Source organism: Xanthomonas sp. AM6, from assembly GCF_025665335.1.
Lineage (GTDB): Bacteria > Pseudomonadota > Gammaproteobacteria > Xanthomonadales > Xanthomonadaceae > Xanthomonas_A.
This window is the reverse complement of record NZ_CP106869.1, coordinates 1,963,452-1,985,321: the sequence shown is the minus strand read 5'-3', so window position 1 is coordinate 1,985,321 and position 21,870 is coordinate 1,963,452. Positions and strand designations below refer to the sequence as shown.

The 21,870-nt window shown below is 67.5% G+C and carries 12 protein-coding genes and 1 pseudogene; 7 read left to right on the top strand and 6 right to left on the bottom strand.

What is annotated here, in order from left to right:
• Positions 1-53 precede the first annotated feature (53 nt).
• The gene (gene thrS, locus OCJ37_RS08235; RefSeq protein WP_263113171.1) at positions 54-1,958 is read right to left on the bottom strand and encodes a threonine--tRNA ligase; all 1,905 of its coding nucleotides are present in this window, start codon (positions 1,956-1,958) and stop codon (positions 54-56) included.
• 492 nt (positions 1,959-2,450) lie between these two features.
• Here thrS and OCJ37_RS08230 point away from each other — a divergent pair, with 492 nt between their 5' ends.
• From OCJ37_RS08230 to OCJ37_RS08215, 4 genes are all read left to right on the top strand, one after another.
• Positions 2,451-3,476, top strand: a complete 1,026-nt coding sequence (locus OCJ37_RS08230; RefSeq protein WP_263113626.1) for a LacI family DNA-binding transcriptional regulator — start codon at positions 2,451-2,453, stop codon at positions 3,474-3,476.
• Positions 3,477-3,795: 319 nt separating this feature from the next.
• Entirely contained in the window at positions 3,796-4,095 is a 300-nt protein-coding gene (locus tag OCJ37_RS08225; RefSeq protein ID WP_263113170.1) for a hypothetical protein, read from the top strand.
• On the top strand, positions 4,095-4,358 hold the full coding sequence (locus OCJ37_RS08220; RefSeq protein ID WP_263113625.1) for a hypothetical protein: 264 nt from the start codon (positions 4,095-4,097) through the stop codon (positions 4,356-4,358). Before OCJ37_RS08225 ends, OCJ37_RS08220 begins: the two co-directional genes overlap by 1 nt.
• A 10-nt stretch (positions 4,359-4,368) precedes the next feature.
• Positions 4,369-5,940 carry a PepSY-associated TM helix domain-containing protein gene (locus OCJ37_RS08215; RefSeq protein WP_263113169.1) on the top strand — a complete coding sequence of 524 codons (1,572 nt, stop codon included), beginning with the start codon at positions 4,369-4,371 and terminating at the stop codon, positions 5,938-5,940.
• Between the two features lie 307 nt (positions 5,941-6,247).
• Here OCJ37_RS08215 and OCJ37_RS08210 read toward each other — a convergent pair whose 3' ends face one another.
• The 3 genes from OCJ37_RS08210 to OCJ37_RS08200 are packed head-to-tail and all read right to left on the bottom strand — an operon-like array spanning position 6,248 to position 11,609.
• The gene (locus OCJ37_RS08210; protein WP_263113168.1) at positions 6,248-7,924 is read right to left on the bottom strand and encodes an alpha-amylase family glycosyl hydrolase; all 1,677 of its coding nucleotides are present in this window, start codon (positions 7,922-7,924) and stop codon (positions 6,248-6,250) included.
• The gene (locus OCJ37_RS08205; RefSeq protein WP_263113167.1) at positions 7,921-9,411 is read right to left on the bottom strand and encodes an MFS transporter; all 1,491 of its coding nucleotides are present in this window, start codon (positions 9,409-9,411) and stop codon (positions 7,921-7,923) included. The genes OCJ37_RS08210 and OCJ37_RS08205 overlap by 4 nt, the downstream gene beginning before the upstream one ends.
• Positions 9,408-11,609: an alpha-L-rhamnosidase-related protein gene (locus OCJ37_RS08200; protein ID WP_263113166.1), complete on the bottom strand. Its 2,202-nt coding sequence runs from the start codon at positions 11,607-11,609 to the stop codon at positions 9,408-9,410. Before OCJ37_RS08200 ends, OCJ37_RS08205 begins: the two co-directional genes overlap by 4 nt.
• A 361-nt stretch (positions 11,610-11,970) precedes the next feature.
• Here OCJ37_RS08200 and OCJ37_RS08195 point away from each other — a divergent pair, with 361 nt between their 5' ends.
• The 3 genes from OCJ37_RS08195 (at position 11,971) to OCJ37_RS08185 (ending at position 17,910) form a co-directional block, all read left to right on the top strand.
• Positions 11,971-13,959 carry a glycoside hydrolase family 97 protein gene (locus OCJ37_RS08195; protein ID WP_263113624.1) on the top strand — a complete coding sequence of 663 codons (1,989 nt, stop codon included), beginning with the start codon at positions 11,971-11,973 and terminating at the stop codon, positions 13,957-13,959.
• Between the two features lie 465 nt (positions 13,960-14,424).
• Positions 14,425-17,178, top strand: a complete 2,754-nt coding sequence (locus OCJ37_RS08190; protein ID WP_263113165.1) for a TonB-dependent receptor — start codon at positions 14,425-14,427, stop codon at positions 17,176-17,178.
• Positions 17,179-17,547: 369 nt separating this feature from the next.
• A complete protein-coding gene (locus tag OCJ37_RS08185; RefSeq protein WP_263113164.1) occupies positions 17,548-17,910 on the top strand; it encodes a hypothetical protein in 363 nt (120 codons plus the stop codon).
• Positions 17,911-18,084: 174 nt separating this feature from the next.
• Here the strand turns inward: OCJ37_RS08185 and OCJ37_RS08180 are convergent, their stop codons facing one another.
• Both OCJ37_RS08180 and OCJ37_RS08175 read right to left on the bottom strand, forming a co-directional pair.
• Entirely contained in the window at positions 18,085-19,695 is a 1,611-nt protein-coding gene (locus OCJ37_RS08180) for an alpha-glucosidase family protein (RefSeq protein WP_263113623.1), read from the bottom strand.
• Positions 19,696-20,816: 1,121 nt separating this feature from the next.
• A pseudogene (locus tag OCJ37_RS08175) lies at positions 20,817-21,287 on the bottom strand (hypothetical protein); the annotation flags it as partial.
• Between the last annotated feature and the right edge of the window lie 583 nt (positions 21,288-21,870).

Below are 21,870 nucleotides of genomic sequence, written 5' to 3'. Positions count from 1 at the left end.
CCCAGGGGAATCGGACCGATGCGGGCGGAGGCTCCGCCCGCATCGGGGTTGTCTTACGCCAGCTGCTCGGCGAGCAGCCGTTCGGCGAAGGCGGCAACCGACATGGTCCCCAGATCCTCCCCCGATCGCGTGCGCACTGCAATGGCGCCGTTTTCCTTCTCGCGGTCGCCCGCCACCAGCAGGTACGGCACCCGCTGCAGCGTGTGTTCGCGAATCTTATAGCCGATTTTTTCGTTCCGCAAATCGGCCTCGATGCGGAAGCCTTGATTTGCAAGGAGTTTCCGCACGCTGTCTACGTAGTCGGCCTGGGCATCGGTGATGTTCATCACCATCGCCTGCACCGGCGACAGCCAGGCCGGGAAGGCGCCGGCGTGATGCTCGATCAGGATGCCGATGAACCGCTCCATCGAGCCGACGATGGCCCGGTGCAGCATGACCGGGTGCTGCTTGTGGCTGTTCTCGTCCACGTACTCGGCGCCGAGGCGGCCGGGCATCATGAAGTCCACCTGCATCGTGCCCAACTGCCAGGTGCGGCCGATCGCGTCCTTCAGGTGGTACTCGATCTTCGGCCCGTAGAACGCGCCCTCGCCCGGCAGCTCCTGCCACTCCACGCCGCAGGCGCCGAGCGCGGCGCGCAGCGCGGCCTCGGCCTTGTCCCAGGTGGCATCGTCGCCCAGGCGCTTTTCCGGGCGCAGCGCGATCTTGATCTGGATGTCGTCGAAGCCGAAGTCGGCGTACACCTTCAGCGCCTGGCGGTGGAACGCGGTGACCTCGGCCTCGATCTGCTGCTCGGTGCAGAAGATGTGGCCGTCGTCCTGGGTGAAGCCGCGCACGCGCAGGATGCCGTGCAGCGCGCCGGACGGCTCGTTGCGGTGGCAGGCGCCGAACTCGCCGTAGCGGATCGGCAGGTCGCGGTAGCTATGCAGGCCCTGGTTGAACACCTGCACGTGGCCGGGGCAGTTCATCGGCTTGACCGCGTAGGTGCGCTTCTCCGATTCGGTGAAGAACATGTTGTCCTGGTAGTTGTCCCAGTGGCCGGACTTCTGCCACAGCGACACGTCCAGGATCTGCGGGCAGCGCACCTCGCCGTAGCCGCTGTCGCGGTACACCTTGCGCATGTACTGCTCGACCACCTGCCAGATCGACCAGCCCTTGGGATGCCAGAACACTAGGCCCGGGCCTTCCTCCTGCAGGTGGAACAGGCCCTGCTGCTTGCCGATCTTGCGGTGGTCGCGCTTGTCGGCTTCCTCCATGCGCAGGATGTAGGCGTCCAGCTGCTTCTTGTCGGCCCAGGCGGTGCCGTAGATGCGCTGCAGCTGCTCGTTCTTGGCGTCACCGCGCCAGTAGGCGCCGGAGATGCGGGTCAGCTTGAACGCCTTGAGGAAGCGCGTGTTGGGCACGTGCGGGCCGCGGCACATGTCCACGTATTCCTGGTGGTAGTACAGGCCCATCGCGGTGACGTCGTCGGGCATGTCCTCGATCAGGCGCAGCTTGTAGTCCTCGCCGCGCTGGCGGAACAGCTCGATCACCTCGGCGCGCGGGGTGACCTTCTTGACCACGTCGTAGTCCTGCGCGATCAGCTCCTGCATGCGCTTTTCGATCGCCGCCATGTCCTCGGGGGTGAACGGGCGCTCGCTGTAGATGTCGTAGTAGAAGCCTTCGGCGATGACCGGGCCGATCACCATCTTGACCTCGGGATACAGCTGCTTGACCGCGTGCCCGACCAGGTGCGCGCAGGAGTGGCGGATGATCTCCACGCCCTCGGCGTCCTTGGCGGTGATGAGGCGCAGGCTGGCGTCGTGGTCGATGAGGTCGCTGGCATCGACCAGGCGGCCGTCGACCTGGCCGGCGATGGTCGCCTTGGCCAGGCCCGGGCCGATGGACTGGGCCACGTCCATGGGGCTGACGGGGTGTTCGAATTCGCGGCGGCTGCCGTCGGGGAGCGTGATCGTGATCATGGGAGTCGGCAAGAAGGAAAGCGATGCGGGGCGGGCGTCTCCCGCCGCGCGCCGGAGGCCGGCGGCGCAAGGCGCGGGATACAAAGAAGGCGCCACAAGGGCGCCTGCTCGGACAGCCTTGGGCGGGATTTCATGCTGGGGCGATGGTAGTGCTCATGTCGCACGCTCGGCCGGCGTCGCCGCGGGCCACCCGTCATTCCGCATTGAAGAGATAGCAAATGGTAACGCATTTGGGTGGTTTGTGGATTTGGCGGTCGGAAGCGCGGGACTCGGGACCGGGGACCCGCAAGAGCGCAAGGCGTGCAGCTTCGTTGCCGCCGCGCTGCTGGCCTTGACCGTCGATTGCCACGCACATCGTCGGCCCCGGCCAAGCGCCTTTCCGGGTCCCCGGTCCCGAGTTCCGAGTCCCGCACCAACGCTGCACCGCAGCAGGTGCTATCCCGTACGCCGTGGCATGCTTCGCTCTGTTTCCCTGCACTGCGAGCGCCCGTCATCAAAGGCAAGGCCACATCGCTCGATATCGCCTATCTGGCAGGCGTGTCGCAACCCACCGTGTCGCGCGCCCTGCGCGGCAGCCCGGCGGTCAACGAGCAGACCCGGCGCAAGATCCTGGCGATCGCCAACGAGCTGAACTACAAGGTCGACAAGCACGCCTCCAGCCTGCGCCTGCGCAATGCCGGCACGCTGGCGCTGCTGTTCTTCGAGGACCCGACCACCGACGATTCGCTGATCAACCCGTTCTTCCACTCGATGCTGGGTTCGATCACCCGCGCCTGCGCGCGCCACGGCTACGACCTGCTGGTGTCGTTCCAGCAGCTGTCGGACAACTGGCGGGCCGACTACGGCGACAGCCAGAAGGCCGACGGCCTGATCCTGCTCGGCTACGGCGACTACCTGCAGGCGCAGCAGCGGCTGCAGCACCTGGTCGAGCAAGGCACCCACTTCGTGCGCTGGGGCGCGGTGCTGCCCGGGCAGCCGGGGGTGTCGATCGGCAGCGACAACTTCCAGGGCGGCCACGACATCACCGCGCACCTGCTGGAGCAGGGCTGCCGGCGCATCGCCTTCCTCGGCGACGCCTCGAACCACTATCCCGAATTCCTCGAGCGCTACCGCGGCCATGCGCAGGCGCTGCGCGCGGCCGGGTCGGACATCGCTCCCGGGTTGCAGGTGGACGCGATCACCACCGAGCAGTCCGGCTACGAGGCGGCGCTGGCGCTGCTGCGCCGGGGCGAACGTTTCGACGCGGTGTTCGCCGCCAGCGACCTGATCGCGATCGGCGCGCTGAAGGCGCTGCGCGAACACGGTCTGCGCGTGCCCGAAGACGTGGCCCTGGCCGGGTTCGACGACATCCCGGTCGCCGCCTGCGTGGCGCCGGCGCTGTCGACCGTGCAGCAGGACACCAAGCTGGCCGGCGCGGTGCTGGTGGACACCCTGCTGGCGCAGATCGCCGGGCAGCCGGTCGCCAGCCGCACCCTGCCGGTGACCCTGGCCCTGCGCGGCTCCTCGCAGCGCGGCTAACGCCGCAGCCTGCGGGAAGCCGCAGTACGTCGGCGCCGTCGACCGGCAAGGACGCGCCCCTGCCGGCTCGCGCTCTGTGGAGGCCCGGGCGCTCCCCTCCTGCTGCCAGGCGCGACAGCAGCTGCCGGCCGCGTTTCATTGCGAAAGCAGAATCATTATCATCTGCGGGAGTCGCGCCGCGGATTGCCGTGGTCGCCCGCCACCGCCTGGATCTGTCGATGCCCCCTGCCCGCCCCGCCGTCCGCCCGGCCTTCGCCGCCCTGCCCGCCGCCGTGCCGCGTCATGGAGCGGCGCCAACGGCACCGCGGCGCGGTGGCCGATGAGTCCGTCGGTGGGCGGCATCGTCCTGGCTGCGGTGTGCGCGGCATTGTCGGCCCTGGCCCTGTACGCCGGCTCGCCGAACTGCCGCCTGGCGCCGCTGCAGCGCCTGCGCCGGTTCGGCAACGGGCTGGGCCTGGCGCTGGCGATGGCCTCGCTAGCGGCGTGGATCGCGCAACTGGGCGTCGGCGCGGGATTGTGCGCGATGCTCGCCAGCTGGATGCTGGCGCTGATGCTGGTGCCGACCTTGGCCGCCTTGGGCGGCGGCGCGGGCGACGCCGCGCGGGGCCGGCCGCGATGATGTGGAGCCGCGGGCTGGCCGCGCTGATCCCCGGCTTCTTCCTGGCCACCGCGTCGACCGGCCTGGTCTGCTGGCTGCCGCCGGGGCCGTGGCAGCAGGCGCTGGTCCCCGCGCTGATCGCATTCGTGCCGCTGTGGGTGGGCGTGGCGATCGGCGCCTACTGCTTCGCCAGCGGGCGCCGCGCCTGGACATGGCTGAGCGCGCTGGCGCTGGCCGGCTTCGCCCTGCTGTGGGCGCTGAAGGCCCTGGGCTGGGCGCAATGAGGACATCCGCATGAAACTGCACGCCACCACGCTGCGCACCTTCACCGCGCTGCACACCTGGATGGGCCTGGTCGCCGGCTTCGCCCTGTTCGTCGCCTTCTACGCCGGGGCGATCACCGTGTTCCACCACGACCTGCCGCGCTGGCAGTCGCAGCAGGTGGTGCCGGTGCAGACCCTGGACGATGCGCAGCGCCTGCTCGACGCCACGCTGGCGCGGCACCCGCAGGCCAAGCCGATGCTCGGCATGCTGTTCCCCAGCAGCGAATTCCCCAAGGCGCTGATCTACTGGCCCGACGCCGAGGGCGTGTGGCAGATGGCCACGCTGGACGACCTGGACGGCGGCCCGACCCTGCCGCAGGCCGGCCTGGCCACGCTGGTCAACGAACTGCACTACACGCTCGGCTTGCCGGTGGCCGGCGTCTATCTGATGGGCATCGTCAGCCTGCTGTACGCGGTGGCGATCGTGTCCGGGGTGATCATCCACCTGCCCAAGCTGCTCAAGGACCTGTTCGCGCTGCGGCCCGGCCGCAATCTCAAGCAGTTCTGGCTGGACGCGCACAACGTGGTCGGCGTGCTGAGCCTGCCGCTGCACCTGATGTTCGCGGTGACCGGCGCGGTGCTGTGCCTGTCGCTGGTGCTGATGGCGGCGCTCAACCCGCTGGTCTTCGACGGCAAGCTGCCCGAGGCGGTGCCGGTGGCGATGGACACCGCGCCGGTGCGCAGCGCCAGCGGCGCGCCGGCGCCGGTGGGCACGCTGGCCGACTGGAGCGCGCGCGCCGTGGCCGAGGCAAGGCGGCAGGGCCTGCACGAATTCGAGCCGGTGTACATGAAGCTGCAGCATGCCGGCGACCGCAACGCCACGGTGGAGATCAGCGGCGATTCGCCTGGCGCGCTGGGGCCGACCGGCACGGTGGCGCTGGAGGCGGCCAGCGGCAAGGTGCTCGCCACGCAGCTGCCCGGCCGCCGCGACGCCAACCACGCCACGCTGACCTCGGCCTATGCGCTGCACTTCGGCGAGTACGGCAACGCGCTGGTGCCGTGGCTGTACTTCCTGCTCGGCATCGGCGGCGCGTTCCTGTTCTACTCGGGCAACCTGCTGTGGATCGAATCGCGGCGCAAGCGCCGCCAGGCGCAGCAGGGCCGCGCGCAGATCAACATGGCGCGGGCCACGGTCGGCGTGTGCATCGGCCTGTGCGTGGCGATCTCGGCGGCATTCATCGCGGTGCAGGTGCTGGAACGCGCCGCGCCGGACGCGGTGGACGCCGGCATGCGCTGGACCTGCTTCGGCAGCTGGGCGCTGTGCGCGCTGTGGGCGGCGCTGCGCGCGCCGGCGCAGGCCGCGCGCGAACTGCTGTGGGCGGCGGCGGCGGTGACCGCGGCGATCCCGCTGGCGCACGGCCTGGCCAGCGGCTGGTGGATGTGGACCAGCGCCGCGGCCGGGCAATGGCCGTTGTTCTGGGTCGACGGCATGGCCCTGGCGATGGCGGCAGGCTTCGCCGCGCTGGCGCGCGCGACCGCGCGCCGCGCACGGCATGGCGAACCCAACAGCGTGTGGGCCGATCCGCATCCGGCGGCGGCGTGAACCGCCGGCTTCGTGTGTGGAAGCGGCGCCGCGCGGCTGCGCCATCAGCCGCAGCGAACCAAGCCTTCTGGGTGCTCAGCTGCGGAAGCAGTCGGGACTGTAAGCGCGCACCTAGCCGGCGCGCGCAGCCGACTTTTGTAGGAGCGACTTCGGTCGCGACGAGCGAAGCCGAAGGCCGCACGGTTCGGCGAAGGCCGAAACCTTCCTGCAGTGCAACGCCCCCTGTAGGAGCGGCTTTAGCCGCGACGCTTTACCGACAGAGCGTCGCGGCTAAAGCCGCTCCTACAGGAACGGGGTCGACGAAACGCTATTGCGCCGGCGCCACGCCGTCCTTGGCCGACATCAGCCAGGCGAGCCGCGCGCGCAGGTCCGGGCGCACGATCGGGGCATCGGACAGGAACACGCGCACGCCGTGCGCCGGCACCTCGGCACGCAAGCTGCCCGCGACCTCGATCGCGCTGCCGTCGAAGCCGTCGCGCCAGGTGCCGGACTGCAGGTAGCGATTCACTTCCAGCGTCTTCGGCGCGTCGCTCTTGTTCAGCAGCACCAGCGCGGTCTGGGTGCTGCCGGCATGCTGGTACACGCGATAGAACACCGCTTCGTCGCCGGACAGGCGCAGGTTGAGCTGCAGCCCGCGCTGCAATGCCGGACTGCGCTGGCGCAGCTGCGCGATGCGCTGCAGCGGCGCGAAGATCGGGCTCTGCGGCGCAGCATCCACCCGCTCCTGGCCGAAGTAGTTGCGGTTGCCGGCGTGCTCGGCGCGGCCGCGCATGAAGCCGGTTTCCGAGCCGTAATAGAGCACCGGGATGCCACGCGCGGTGAACAGCCAGTTGTGCGCGTCGATGAAACCGGTGTCGCTGGCGTCGAGCCGCGCCATGTCGTGGTTGTCGTAGAAGGTCATCAGTTCGTACGGATTGGCGTACGGGCCGCGCTCCAGGTACAGCGGCGCCTGCAGCTGCTCGAAGCCGCCGCGCGCATGCCCGAATACCGACGCCAGCGCCTGCTTCAGCGGGAAGTCCAGCACGCTGACCCCGGCATTGCGCGCCCAGGTGTGCCCGGCGATCTTGCGCGCGTCGTAGTCGAAGGCTTCGCCGAACATAAACATACCCGGCCGCTGCGCGCGGATGCGGCGCACGAACTCGTGCCAGAAACTGTCCGGCATCCAGCCGATGGTGTCGATGCGGAACGCGTCGGCACCCTGCCCCAGCCATTGCGAATAGGCGCCGACCAGGTACTCCATCACCGCCGGGTTGCGCTCGTTGAAGTCCGACAGCTCGGCCAGGCCACCGCCGGTGTTGTAGAACGCATGCAACGGGTTGTGCGCCGGATCGAGCCTGGCCGGGGGCAGGTTCTGGTGGTCGGCGACGAGCGTGCCATCGCGGTCGAACACCTGGCCGAACATCGGCTGCCGCTTGGGCATCGTGTAGGCCGGCGAGCCGTGGTTGCCGACGATGTCCAGCACCACCTTCAGCCGCTGCGCGTGCATCGCCTTGGTGAAGCCGGCGAAATCCAGGCCCGGGCTGGGCAGGTGCTCGTCCAGCTTGTAGAAGTTGACGCCCCAGTAGCCGTGGTAGCCGGTCTTGCCGCGGTCGCTCAGGTTGCTACCCCAGCTGATCGGCTTGCCGCCGGTGAACGCCTCGTCCGGATTGTCGACGATCGGGGTGATCCACACCGCGCCGAAACCCAGGCCGCGGATGTAGCCGGCGTTGTCGACCACGCCCTTGAAGTCGCCGCCCAGGTAGCCGATGTTGTCGCTCTCGCCCGCCGGCGCCGGCAGCGGAATGTCGAAGGTGCGGTGCGCGCCGCCCTGGTCGCGCTGGTCGTTGCCGGGATCGCCGTTGACGAAGCGGTCGGTGACCACGAAATACACCGCGTCGCTGGCGAACGGCTCCAGCGTGCCGTAGTACTCCGCCTGCTGCGCGCGCGCCGGTTGCGCGCAGGCGCCCAGCAGCGCCAGCGCCAGCAGCGACATCCGATACGTCATTGCCTTGCTCCCTGTTCGGCGGGAACCCGCAGCACGCACAGCGCCGCCACCAGCAGGCTGGCGCCGCCGATGCCCAGCGCGTACAGCGGCCGGCCGCCGAGCCAGTGCGTGAGCACGAAACCCAGCACGCTGACCGCGACCAGCTGCGGGATCACGATGAAGAAATTGAAGATGCCCATGTACACGCCCATCTTCGCCGCCGGCACGCTGTCGGACAGCAAGGCGTACGGCAGCGACAGGATCGAGGCCCAGGCGAAGCCGACGCCGAGCATCGACAGCAGCAGCCAGTGCGGGTCGCGGATCCACAGGAACGACAGCAGGCCGGCCGCGCCCAGGCACAGGTTGAGCAGGTGGCTGACGCGCAGGCCGAACGCGCGCACCAGCAGCGGAATGGCGATCGCCGCCAGCGCCGCGAAGCCGTTGTACGCGCCGAACAACACGCCCACCCAGTTGGCGCCGTCGTTGTACGCCGCCGAAGCGGTGTCGGTGGCGCCGTAATGCGTCTGCGTCACCGCCGCGGTGGTGTAGATCCACATCGCGAACAGCGCGAACCAGGAGAAGAACTGCACCCAGGCCAGGCGCCGCATCGCCTGCGGCATCGCCTGCACGTCGCGCATGATCGCCGCCAGCATGTGCCCGGGCCGCAGCCGCGGCGCCAGCCATCGCAACAGCCCATAGCCGGCGAACAGGCCGGCCAGCACGTACAGCATGCGGTCGCCGCCGCTCCAGGCGATCGCCGCCGCGCCGGCAAGGCCGATCGCCAGCCACAGCACCGCGGCGCCGTCCGACCGGCGCAGGACCGTCCCTGCGGAATCCACCGCCGCCGGCGCGTCGTCGAAAGCCTGCAGCGCCTCGGGCGGATACTCGCGGGTGCGCAGCACGGTCCAGCCGATCGACAGGAACAGCACCGCGCCGCCCAGGTAGAACGCGTAGCGCACCGTGGCCGGCACCTGGCCCGGCGCGGCGGTGTTGCTCACCCCCCACTGCGCCAGCAGCCACGGCAGCATGCTCGCCACGACCGCGCCCACGCCGATGAAGAAACTCTGCATCGCATAGCCGCTGGCGCGCTGGCGCTGCGGCAACTGGTCGCCGACGAAGGCGCGGAACGGCTCCATCGAGATGTTGATCGAGGCATCCAGGATCCACAGCGTGCCGGCGGCCACCCACAGCGCCGGCGAGTTCGGCATCGCCAGCAACGCCAGCGTGGTGAACAGCGCGCCGACCATGAAATACGGGCGACGCCGGCCGAAGCGGTTCCAGGTGCGGTCGGACAGATGGCCGACGATCGGCTGCACGATCAGCCCGGTCAGCGGCGCGGCGATCCACAGGCCCGGCACCTGCTCCATGTCCGCGCCCAGGGTCTGGAAGATGCGGCTGGCATTGGCGTTCTGCAGCGCGAAGCCGAACTGGATGCCGAGGAAACCGAAGCACATGTTCCAGATCTGCCAGAACGACAGCGCCGGCTTGGCGCGCGATACGGCGCTCATCGGCGCTCCCGGATCGCGCCGGCCGGCACGATCAGCAGCGCGGCGACGTCGGCCGCATTGACCACGCCATCGGCGCCACCCTGGCCGCCGGTGTAGCGCGCGAAGTGCTGCAGCGCGCTCATGTTGGCCGCGGGCGCCAGGCGGATGCGGCAGTCCTGCCCGGCCTTCAGCGCGAACACGGCCGCGGTGGATTCCTGCTCGCCGACACTGTGCGGCATCACCACCGGCATCCACTGCGGCGCGGCATCGCCGCACTGCAGTTGCAACCGCTTCACCGCGGCGGTGACGCCGGTGTTGATCGGACCGTGTGCGTTGACGTAGCGCAGGCTCAGCCGGTACTCGCCATCGTGCGGCGCGGCCCAGCGCCAGTCGTCGCGTCCGGCCAGGCGCACCACGTCGCCGACGCAGACGCTGGGGCTGTGCAGCGACTCCCAACGCGCGCCGCGCCGGGTCAGGCTCAGGCACTGCACCTGCTCGCGATGCGGCAGGCGCGCGCCGTCGGCCGCGCCCGGTAGGAGCCGCCCATCGACGTACAGCACCGTGTCGGCGGGCGCCGATACCCGCCAGCCCTGCGCATCGCCGCTGACGCGCGGCGCCGGCGGCGCGAGCGGGGCGAAGGCATCCGCCGCCACGAGCAACGGCACCTGGTCGCTCGCGGTGTCGCGCGCGACCAGGTGCACCGTGGTCACGCCGCCCTCGGTGCGCGTGTCGCCGGCCACCAGCAGGTCGCCGCGCAGCTGCGCCGGCCGCCGCAGCACGATGCGCCGCCCGTGCAGCTGCAGCGCGATCTCGGCGCGGTCGCCGAACAGCATCGGCACCAGGCTCACCGGCAGCTTGGGCACGACCTTGCCGTCGTCCTCCACGCCGAACACGCCTTCGATCACCATCGCCAGGTAGCCGGCCACCGACCACAGCTGCCGCGGCGAATTGACCACCGGCCCGCTGAGCGGACCGTCGTCCACATGCGCGGCCTGGCTCAGGAATTCGTAGTTCTCCATGTTCGAGCCGGCCAAGGCGGCGCCGCGCAGCAGCGACTGCACCTCGAAGGCGATGCGCGCGCTGTCGTCGGTGTGCCGCGCCGCGCGCAGCGCATAGGCGCTGACGAACGGCCAGATCGCGCGATTGTGGTAGATCGGCACGTCCTGCTGCTGCGGCCACACCACCGGGCTGCCGGCCTCGACCGCCGGATAGCGCGCCAGCGCCTGGCGCGCGCGTTCGCGCGGCAGCACGTCGGCCAGCACCGCCAGCGACAGGCCGAGCAGGTCGTAGCTCTCGTAGGCGACCGGATGCGCGGCGTTGCCGAGGTAGCTGACGTAGGTACCACGGTCCTCGCGCCAGAAGCGCTGCGCGATCGCCTGCTTCAGCGCGTCCGCCCACGCGGCGTAGCGCGCCGCGGCCGCGCTGTCGCCCTGCCCGCGCGCCAGCCGTTCGCCCAGGCGCAGCGCCTGGTAGTGCAGCACGTTGGTGGACAGGGCGAACGATTCGGCGATGAAGCGCACGTCGTTGCGGGTCCAGGCCGGATAGGTCTGCTCGCGCCAGTCCAGGAACGAGGTCTCGCCGCGGTACAGGCCGATGCGCGGGTCGAAGGCGAATTCGCGGTCCTGCGCCAGGGTCGCGTCGAGCGCGGCGCGGGTGTCGGCGGCGAACGTGGCGTCGTCGAGCAGATGCCGCGCCGCCAGGAACCAGACCACGCGGTCGCTGCTCACCGGCCAGCTGCCGCCGGAGCCGGTGTCCTGGGCCACGAACAGGCCAGGGCGCGCGTCCGGACCGCGCATCGCCGACAGCTTGAAGCGCAGCGAGCGCCGCGTGCGCTGCGGATCCAGCCGCGCCAGCGCCAGATCGGCGGCATAGCTAACGTCGCGGGTCCACACGTAGGGCCAGCGTTCGCCGGTCTGGTAGCAATCGCACGGCAGCGGCTTGCCGTGGTCGAACGCGGGATCGCGGATCGCGTCCACCTGGTCGTCGCGCAGTTCCTGCTGCGCCAGCGCGAACAGCGCATCGAACAGCGGGCTGGCGGTGTCGCTGCGCAGCGGCTGTGGCGCCAGCGTGCGCGTGCCCTGCGCCGAGGTCAGCACGAAACCGCCGTCGGCCGCGGCCTCGGCTCGCGCGGTCTGGCCGCGCCATTGCAACGACGTCTGCCACGCAGACGCGGACGCCGCGGCACCCAAGGTGGCGGCCAAGCAGATCATCTTCAGCATCGAAGCGGCGGACCGGCTCGCGCCCGTCGGCCTCCCTCCCTCTTTGCCTGCATTGTGGGTTCGCAGCGCCGGCATGCCGGCGTCGCGGTCGCGGCCCCTTCTTCGAGAAGCGCTGCGGACATGGTAGACGCGCCGCAGCGCGACGCGCGCATCTGCATACGTATTCATCGCCCGCGCCGCGGCGCCGCGGCGGCGCGTCGCTATAGTCGCCGCACGTGCCACGGCCGCCTTGGGAGGGGATATGCCGCAGCGTCATGCCATGCCAGACCGGCGCCGCGCCTGGCGCCTGCCGCTGCTGCTCGCGGCCGCGTTGTCGTGCGTTGCACCGCTGCTGCGCGCCGACCCCAGGACGGTGGCCAGCATGGATTCGCCGGGCAAGGTGCTGCAGGTCGCGCTGCAACTGGACGGCGGCAAGCCGAGCTACCGGGTGCAGCGCCTGGGCGACAGCGTGATCGGCGAATCCAGGCTGGGCTTCCAGTTGCGCGACGGGCGCCTGGACCGCGACCTGGCGGTGCTGGCGCAGGCCACGCGCAGCGTCGACGAGACCTGGGAGCAGCCGTGGGGCGAACGCCGCTACGTGCGCAACCGCTACAACGAACTGCGCGTGGAGCTGGGCGAGCGCAGCGGCCAGCGGCGCCGTTTCGCGGTCGTGTTCCGGGTCTACGACGACGGCCTGGGTTTTCGCTACAGCTTCCCGCAGCAAGCGGGCCTGCGCGAGGCGATCATCGACGAGGAACTGACCGAGTTCGACATCGCGCCGGACGCCACCGCGTGGTGGATCCCGGCCGGCGAACCGATCCACTACGAGTACCTGTACCGGCAGACGCCGTTGAACCAGGTCGCGCTGGCGCATACCCCGATCACCCTGCGCAGCCGCGACGGGCTGCACATCGCCCTGCACGAGGCCGCCCTGGTCGACTACGCCGGCATGTGGCTGCGCCGCGGCGACGGCCAGCGCCTGCATGCGCAGCTGTCGCCGTCGGCGCAGGGCTGGAAGGTCAAGCGCAGCCTGCCGTTCGACACGCCGTGGCGCACCGTGCAGATCGCCGACCGCGCCGGCGGCCTGGTCGATTCCGACCTGATCCTCAACCTCAACGAGCCCAACGCGCTCGGCGACGTGAGCTGGGTGCACCCGGCCAAGTACGTGGGCGTGTGGTGGTCGATGCACCTGAACCAGCAGACCTGGGCGACGGGGCCCAAGCACGGCGCGACCACCGCCAACACCCGCCGCTACATCGACTTCGCCGCCGCGCACGGATTCCGCGGCGTGCTGGTGGAGGGCTGGAATCCCGGCTGGAACGGCGAGTGGTTCGGCAACGGCGGCGGCTTCGACTTCACCCGGCCCACGCCCGACTTCGACATCGAAGCGCTCAGCGCCTACGCCGCCGAGCGCGGCGTGCGCCTGATCGGCCATCACGAGACCGGCTGCGCGGTGCAGCACTACGAAGACCAGCTCGACGCCGCCCTGGACCTGTACGCGCGCCTGGGCGTGGACACGTTCAAGACCGGCTACGTCTGCGACGACGGCCAGGTGGACCGGCGCAATCCGGCAGGCGGGCCGCTGTGGCGCGAATGGCACGACGGCGAGTTCATGGCGCAGCATCATCTGAAGGTGGTGCGCGAAGCGGCGGCGCGGCACCTGTCGGTCAACGCGCACGAGCCGATCAAGGACACCGGCCTGCGCCGCACCTATCCCAACTGGCTCGCGCGCGAAGGCGCGCGCGGCATGGAGTACAACGCCTGGGGCCAACCGCCGAACCCGCCCGAGCACGAGGTCGACCTGGTCTTCACCCGCATGCTGGCCGGGCCGATGGACTACACCCCCGGCATCCTCAGCCTGAAGGGCCGCGACGGCCAGCCGATCCCGAGCACGCTGGCGCGGCAACTGGCGCTTTACGTGGCGATCTACAGCCCGATCCAGATGGCCGCCGACCTGCCCGAGCACTACCTGCAGCACCGCGAGGCGTTCCGCTTCATCGAGGACGTGGCGGTGGACTGGGACGACAGCCGCGTCCTCGACGGCGAAGTCGGCGACTACGTGACCATCGCGCGCAAGGACCGCCACAGCCGCGACTGGTACCTGGGCAGCATCACCGACGAACACGGCCGCCTGCTGCCGGTATCGCTGTCGTTCCTGGAACCGGGCGTGCGCTACCGCGCCGAGATCTACCGTGATGGCGACGCCGCCGACTACCGGCACAACCCGTTCGATTTCGTGCGCGAGCAGCGCGAGGTCACCAGTGCCGACCGGCTGCAACTGAAGCTGGCGCCTGGCGGCGGCCAGGCGATCCGGTTCACGCCGGTGGACGCTGCAGCAGGTGCCGGCGGCGATACGATGCGGCGCCGCTGAGGCATGCCCGATTTCAAATGGATCGGCTACGGGTAGCGGCGCGGTTGCCGCCCAAACGGGTGCGCGCGATCGCCGCCGCCTGATGCGGCGATAGGAGCGACTCCAGTCGCGACAGACCTCATCCGCAATGCCTCTGCGCCAGCCTTCACGCGCGCTGCCCATTCGCAGGTTTCAAACCTCGCCACCTCTCACATCGCGTTCACTTATCACCGGCGGCGAAGTCCGCCACATGCCGCTCCGATATCGGCACGCAGCGCTCGGCCCTCGCACACGACATCGCAATCGTGGAATCGATTCCATCGCGATGAAACCCAGTGAATACGTATGCAGGCGACGTTCGTGATGGATTGCCATGTCTACCATACGTCGCAGTCGCGTCACCGAACCATCGGCAGCGCGATACCTACATCCGGCCGCGGTGCCGGACCAGAAAATTCGTACGACAACATTGCCTGGGAGGGGAAAATGTTGAACCACAAGCGCAATGCGCTGACGCTGGCGCTGGCCGTCGCCATGACGCCGATGCTGGCCGCCGCACAGTCCGAGACGCAGAGCGGCGCACCGGCGCAGGACCCGGTCACCGAACTGGACAAGGTCCAGGTGACCGGCATCCGCCGCGGCATCGAGAGCGCGATCGCGGTCAAGCAGGACGCCACGTCCATCGTCGAGGCGATCTCGGCCGAGGACATCGGCAAGCTGCCGGACGTGAGCATCGCCGAATCGCTGGGCCGCCTGCCCGGCCTGGCCGCGCAGCGCGTGGCCGGCCGCGCCCAGGTGATCAGCGTGCGCGGCCTGTCGCCCGACTTCGCCACCACCCTGCTCAACGGCCGCGAGGTGGTCAGCACCGGCGACAACCGCAGCGTCGAATTCGACCAGTACCCCTCGGAACTGGTCAACGGCGTGACCGTGTACAAGACCCCCGACGCGGCGCTGGTCGGCCAGGGCCTGTCCGGCACCATCGACATGCAGACCGTGCGCCCGCTGAGCTTCCCGGACCGGGTGATCGCCGTCAGCGGCCGCCTGCAGAAGACCTCGCTGGGCAAGGCCGCCGACGTCGACGCATACGGCAATCGCTTCAGCGCCAGCTACATCGACCAGTTCCTCGACAAGACGCTGGGCATCTCGATCGGCTACGCGCACAGCGACAACCCGATCCAGGAGAACCAGGTCGGCCTGTACGAACCCTGGACCACCGAGCACACCGACGCCGGCAACCGTCCCGGCCTGGCCCCGGGCACCTACTTCTCCGACGGCATCAAGGCCCTGCGCCGCACCGGCAACAACAAGCGCGACGGCGTGATGGCCACCGTGCAGTTCCGCCCGTCCAACGCCTGGACCAGCACCTTCGATGCGTTCCATACCGAAGCCGAGCAGATCGACACCGCCAACCAGTTCGAGGTCAACCTCAGCAACTACAACGGCGGCTACACTCCCGGCCTGCTGATCGGCAATCCGCAGCTCAATGCCGACAACACCTTCACCGGCGGCACCGCCAGCGGCGTGTATCCGCTGGTGCGCGGCATGTACAACAAGCGCAAGGACAAGATCGACGCGTTCGGCTGGAACAACGAGATCAACGTCGGCGACGTCAGGCTCGTCGCCGACCTGAACTACTCCAAGGCCACACGCGACGAGTTGAACCTGGAAAACAACCTGCAGCTGACCCCGATGCCGCAGCTGGATACCGTGGGCATCGCGGTCAACCCGAACGGCTTCTCGCAGATCTGCCCCGGCCTGGATTATTCCAACCCCGACGCGCTGTTCCTGACCAACACCATCTACGGCTCCGGCTACGGCAAGGTGCCGCAGGTCGAGGACCGGCTGAAGGGCGGCCGCCTGTCGGCAACGCTGCCGGCGCCGCAGGCGCTGTCGTGGTTCTCCGATATCGACGTGGGCGTGAACTACGCCGACCGGCGCAAGCAGAAGACCCAGGCCGAGGGCAACATCCTGCTCGGCGCGCAGGGCGATGCCAGCATCGCCAGCGACCTGCAGTACGACCCGGTCAACCTGGGCTTCGCCGGCATCGGCTACATCCCGGCCTGGAACGTCCCGGCCGCCGTCGGCCGCTACATGACGTTCGATCCGGTCACCGACCTCGACTACCTGATCCCGAAGTCGTGGACCGTGCAGGAGAAGATCACCACCGCCTGGCTGCGCGCGAACATCAACACCGACATCGGCGAGGTCGTCGTGCGCGGCAACATCGGCGTGCAGATGCAGCACACCGACCAGAGCTCGCAGTCCAACTACTTCGACCGCTCGCGCCCGGCTGGCCAGAACGTCCTGCCGATCGATGCCGGCAAGACCTACAACGACTGGCTGCCGAGCTTGAACCTGGCCTTCATGTTCCCGCACCAGCAGACCCTACGCTTCACCGCCGCCAAGCAGGTCGCGCGCCCGCGCGTGGACCAGATGCGCGCCGGCCTGGAGTTCGGCGTCGACACCTCCACCGGCAGGCCCGGCGGCAGCGGCGGCAACCCGTTGCTGGATCCGTGGCGCGCCACCGCGTTCGACCTGTCGTACGAGAAGTACTTCGACGAAAAGGCCTACGTGGCCGCGGCGATCTTCTACAAGGACCTGAAGAGCTACGTCTACACGCAGTCGCGCGACGACTACGACTTCTCCGACCTCGTAGCCAGCTATGTGGTGCCGCCGGGCATGACCGCCCCGGTGCAGACCATCGGCACCTTCTCCTCGCCGCAGAACGGCAAGGGCGGCACCCTGCGCGGCCTGGAACTCACCGCCTCGCTGCCGCTGGACATGCTGACCGACAGCCTGCGCGGCTTCGGCGTGCAGGCCAGCGCCACGTTCAACGACAGCGACATCGAGATCCTCGATCCGGAAAGCGCGTCCAGCGTGGGTTCGGATCCGATCAGCCTGCCGGGCCTGTCCAAGCGCGTGTACAACTTCACCGCCTACTACGAGCGCGCCGGCTTCGAAGCGCGTGTCAGCCAGCGCCGGCGTTCGGACTTCATCGGCGAGATCGGCAACTTCAACGGCAACCGCACCCTGCGTTACGTGGTCGGCGAGAACGTGACCGACGCGCAGCTCAGCTACACCTTCGGCGACCACAGCACCTTGAGCGGGCTGACCCTGCTGCTGCAGGCGAGCAACCTGACCAACGAGCCGTACCGCACCTACGCCGGGAGCAAGGACCGCCCGCTGGAATACACCGAGTGGGGCCGCACCTACGTGCTCGGGGTGAACTACAAGTTCTAGGCCACCCCTCCGTGCCTGCAACGAGCCCGCCGGCGGCATGCCGGCGGGCTTTTTTTATTGCCGATTGGCGCGCCGTGGCTGGCGGTGCTGAACGCATGGCGATGCGTGCACGTTTCGACCTGGGCACACTCTCTGGACGCAGCAAGACGGCGCGATATGGCCATGTTGAAGAGACCGCCCCGGCGCGCACAGCTGCCGTCGCGATCAGACCCAGCCGCCACGCACTGGAAGACCGGGCCGATACGTCGCTCGCGAGGCCGCCGCGACACTGGCGGGCGAAGCGCAGCTCTGCTGGTGCGGGAACACGAAGGCCAGGTTCAAGCTCGGCACCCAGTCGTCGTAGGGCCTCGCCGGGATCGCAAGGCTCGCATGCTGCTCGCCAGCGGCATCGCGCCGCTGGAGGCGCCACTCAACGCCGAAAGCGCGCTGTCGCTGCGCGGCGAACAGATGGTGCTGGCGCGCCCGTCGCAACTGGCCGCCGGCGGCATCGACACCTATGTGTTGGCCGCCAGCTTGCCTGCGGCGTTGCTCGCCGCTCGCGGCCCGGCTCGCTGCCAATGCATGGCAGCGTTCATGGAGGCAACACGGCGCTCACGCGGAAGATTCTCCGTCGCGCCAGATAGAGGACAGCACTTTCAGGAACGGTTGGCGAACGGGAACGCCGTGAACGCCCGACCGGCAGGGCGTTCACATCTTCGATGCCAACGGCGGTTTCGACGTTCGGTCGCGTGACCGGAGCACGTGGATCCAGCACACACGGGCAGTTCATCGCCGCCCTGCCAGCGGCCGCGCAACTGCTGCAATGCGTCGGGCGGTGCCATCTCGTTGCAGGCCTGTCATGCCCCGGATCAACGAACGGCGCCCGACTCGCGACGAAACCGCAGTGGAGCCGCGGACTCCGGACGCCTAGGTGCCTTCCATGCACATCATCGCGTAACCGGGCAGGCGCAGGCCGCCATCGCTCTCGCCGGCATCGACGCCCGGCACCGTCAGGGCTTGCCATCGCCCCGCGGGCAGCGCCACCTCGGCCGCTTCCGCGGAAAGATTGAACGCCAACAACAACGTCTGCTGCGCATGCCGGCGCATGAACATCAGCACCGGCTCGGCGGTCTCGACGAACACGATGTCGCCTTCGCGCAAGGCCACATGCTGCTTGCGCCAGGCCTGGAACTGCTGGAACGCGATCAGCACCGACTGCGGATCGGCCAGCTGCGCCGCCACCGACTGCGCACGGTGCGCCAGCGCCACAGGCAGCCAAGGCTTGCCTTCACTGAACCCCGCGTGCGCGCTGCCGTCCCACGGCATCGGCGTGCGGCATCCGTCGCGACCCTTGAAGCTGGGCCAGAACGCGATGCCGTATGGATCCTGCAATGCCTCGAACGGCACCTCGGCCTCGCCCAAGCCCAGCTCTTCGCCCTGGTAGACGCACACCGAACCGCGCAGCGAGCACAGCATCGCGACCAGCAGGCGCGCGAACGCCGGCGTTTCCGCGCCCCTTCCCCACCGCGACACCGCGCGCTGCACGTCGTGGTTGGAGATCGCCCAGCACGGCCAGCCTTCGGTCATCGCCACCTCGAGCCGCGACACCGTCTCGCGGATGTACCCCGCGCTGAAATCGTCGGTCAGCAACTCGAAGCTGTAGCCCATGTGCAGATGCCCGGCCCGCGTGTACTCGGCGGTGGTGGCGAGCGAATCCTCCGACGAGATCTCACCCAGGCTCACCGTCCCCGGATAGCGATCGAGCAGGCCGCGCAGCTTCTGCAGGAACGGCAGGTTCTCCGCCTGCGTGTTGTTGTAGTAGTGGTACTGGAACGCATACGGATTGTCAGGACTGAAGCCCCGCCCCACCCGCTTTTCCAGCGGCTTGGGCGGATTGTCCCGCAGCATCGGATCGTGGAAGCAGAAATTGATCGCATCCAGCCGGAAACCGTCCACCCCGCGCGCAAGCCAGAACTCCACATTGTCCAGCGTGGCCTGCTGCACCTCGGGATTGTGGAAGTTCAGGTCCGGCTGCGACGCCAGGAAATTGTGCAGGTAGTACTGGCCGCGGCGCGGCTCCCATTGCCAGGCGACGCCGCCGAAGATCGACATCCAGTTGTTCGGCGGCGTACCGTCCTCGCGCGCGTCCGCCCACACGTACCAATCGGCCTTGGGATTGTCCCGGCTCTGGCGGCTTTCCTTGAACCACGCATGCTCCACCGACGTATGGCTGAGCACCTGATCGATCATCACCTTCAGGCCAAGCGCATGCGCCCTGGCCAGCAACCGATCGAAATCGTCCATCGTGCCGAACAGGGGATCGACCTCGCGATAGTCGGCGATGTCGTAGCCAAAATCGGCCATCGGTGACTTGAAGAACGGCGAAATCCAGATCGCATCCACCCCGAGCGCAGCGATGTAGTCCAGCTTCCGCACGATGCCCGGCAGATCGCCGATCCCATCGCCGTTCGCATCGAGAAAGCTACGCGGATAAATCTGATAGATGACGGCACCGCGCCACCATGGAGCCTGAGTCATGCAACGCCCCCCTTCGGGCAGAAAACGCGTGCGCAGTGGGCACGCGGAAAGCTGCGTTAGGGTAGCGTCCAAGCATGAATTGCAGTCGGCCCTGCATACGTATTCACATCATGGCGGGCATCTGCCAGCCGGCAACCGCCGCAACGTACATAAGTCACACTGCCAGAGGACAGACTGAGCGCGCAGGTCATCAGATTGCCGTAAGTAGAGACCGCCGACTGCTACCGCGTAACTGTTGGCGCGCGAAAGGCAAGACGAAACTGAGCAAAAATCCCACGAGGCAACGACCATCGGTCTTCAATGCCTAGCCAATGCACCCGGCGTTCAGAACTTCCTGAAAACAGGATCTGAACTCGGGTGCCCCAGGTCTTGATTCACTACGCCGATAGGCCTCGGTTGAGTGGCGATCTCGCCGACGCCGGAGAGCCCGCACGTCGCCGACACAGGCGTTGTGCCAACGGGGCAAGCCGTCTGCGCCACGCAAACGACAGGAAGCATAAAGGTAGCAACAATCCAAGGCAGTAGATCAGCCTGTGCTTCGAGGCACTCATCTTCAACCCTAAGTTTGCATACCCTAGGATTAATCCGGCACATCGGCAGCATGCAGTACGCGATCAATACTTCCTGAATACAGGTTTAGAACACTCTGAAAATAAAATTTTACAATTCTTCGAACCTTGATTCGAACAATTTGACAACGCCATTGATTCAGCCAGCTTCACGGTCGCCGCGCTAGAAACAGCCCCACCTTTTCCTGTTGTCGCTGTCGCACCCGCAACACACTGGTTCCTGTAAGACAAGTCAATTTTGCAATGACCAGTGTTCCAATCTTCGCATTTCTCTATCGCCACGGCCTCGGCATCTTGCTTTGTGGCGCGCCCGGAACTGAGTCCTATATCGCCACTTTTGTTACTCGCCACAGCCCCCCAAGTTTTGAGCCACTCCCCCGAAGGAGTAGGCGGGGGTTGTTGCATTTCGACACCCGGAGAAGGGCCACACGTAGCAGAGCCTGGAGCGACCCCAACTGGGCATGCAGTTTGAGCAAACGCAACACTTCCAAATGCAGAAAGAAAAAAAAGCGGAAAAATTCTAATAATCATAAAGGTTCTCGAAAAGGCCGTTCACGAGTTCCCAGAGAACTTGCCCATTTTTCCTTGGCCGGTTTCATTGGTTGCAGCTTGGGAACCTGAGACTCGCCCAGCGCTGGTGTAATCCTGCTGGGTAGCAACTTGATTTGTAGAATCTGCTGATTGCTGTCTCGGCACATAAGACCCGCCCGGACCCGCCGGTACAGCAGCGCCCCCACCACCCATCGCCGAGTACGGGCTGAACTGGCCGAGGACGCCCTGGAAGAACGAAGCCGCCATGGGAGGCGCCGTCACGATCAACGTGGTCATCACCAAACCCAGTCCTCCTTGTTGCAGCGACATGCTGCTAACGCCCTCTCCGCTCAAACTCCAACCGCTCATGGCCCACTTCGTCACGAAGGCGAGTGCGACCGCACCCACGACCTTCGTCGCTATCGCGACCATTACGCTCAGCACTGCCAGCGAAAACACCGTGCCGATGCCGTAGTAGAGCCAGCTGTTAAAGTGCCACGAACGAATTATGAGATGAAAAAATTAATATATTTTTTTAAATTAAATCATCATTCTCAAACTCAAATCACCACAAGCAACATGAATTGCTAATTGACTGGACGAATTAGTAGACGCTTAGCAAAGCGTCCAACTTCTTACTACTCCAACTGCTCTCCTGAGTGCCAGCAAATCGACTACCAGTATTTTTGCAAGCCAGAATTTGTCGATCCGCAGCCAGTTGTCGAGGCACGCAGACACCACCCGGCACAACAGCAATACCGGAACCAGCACCCTACGCCGAATACGGGCTGAACTGGCTCAATCAGACTTACTAATAGTGACGAAACACAGGCATGCTGCAAGCAGAATAAATTACGATACATTCTGAAGACTTATTAGCCTTCTTACAATCCTTCTCAGCAATCGCAGCCGCTATTTCCATACTCCTACCCGGCCTGGTTACCGGGGAACCCCCGCGCTCCACCCCATTAACCGCGGGAGCAAGTATGGCGACACACTGGTTAGAATAAGACATTACAATACCGCAATTGACGCTACCAAGAGATCTACACTTCTCCAATGCGTCATTTATAGC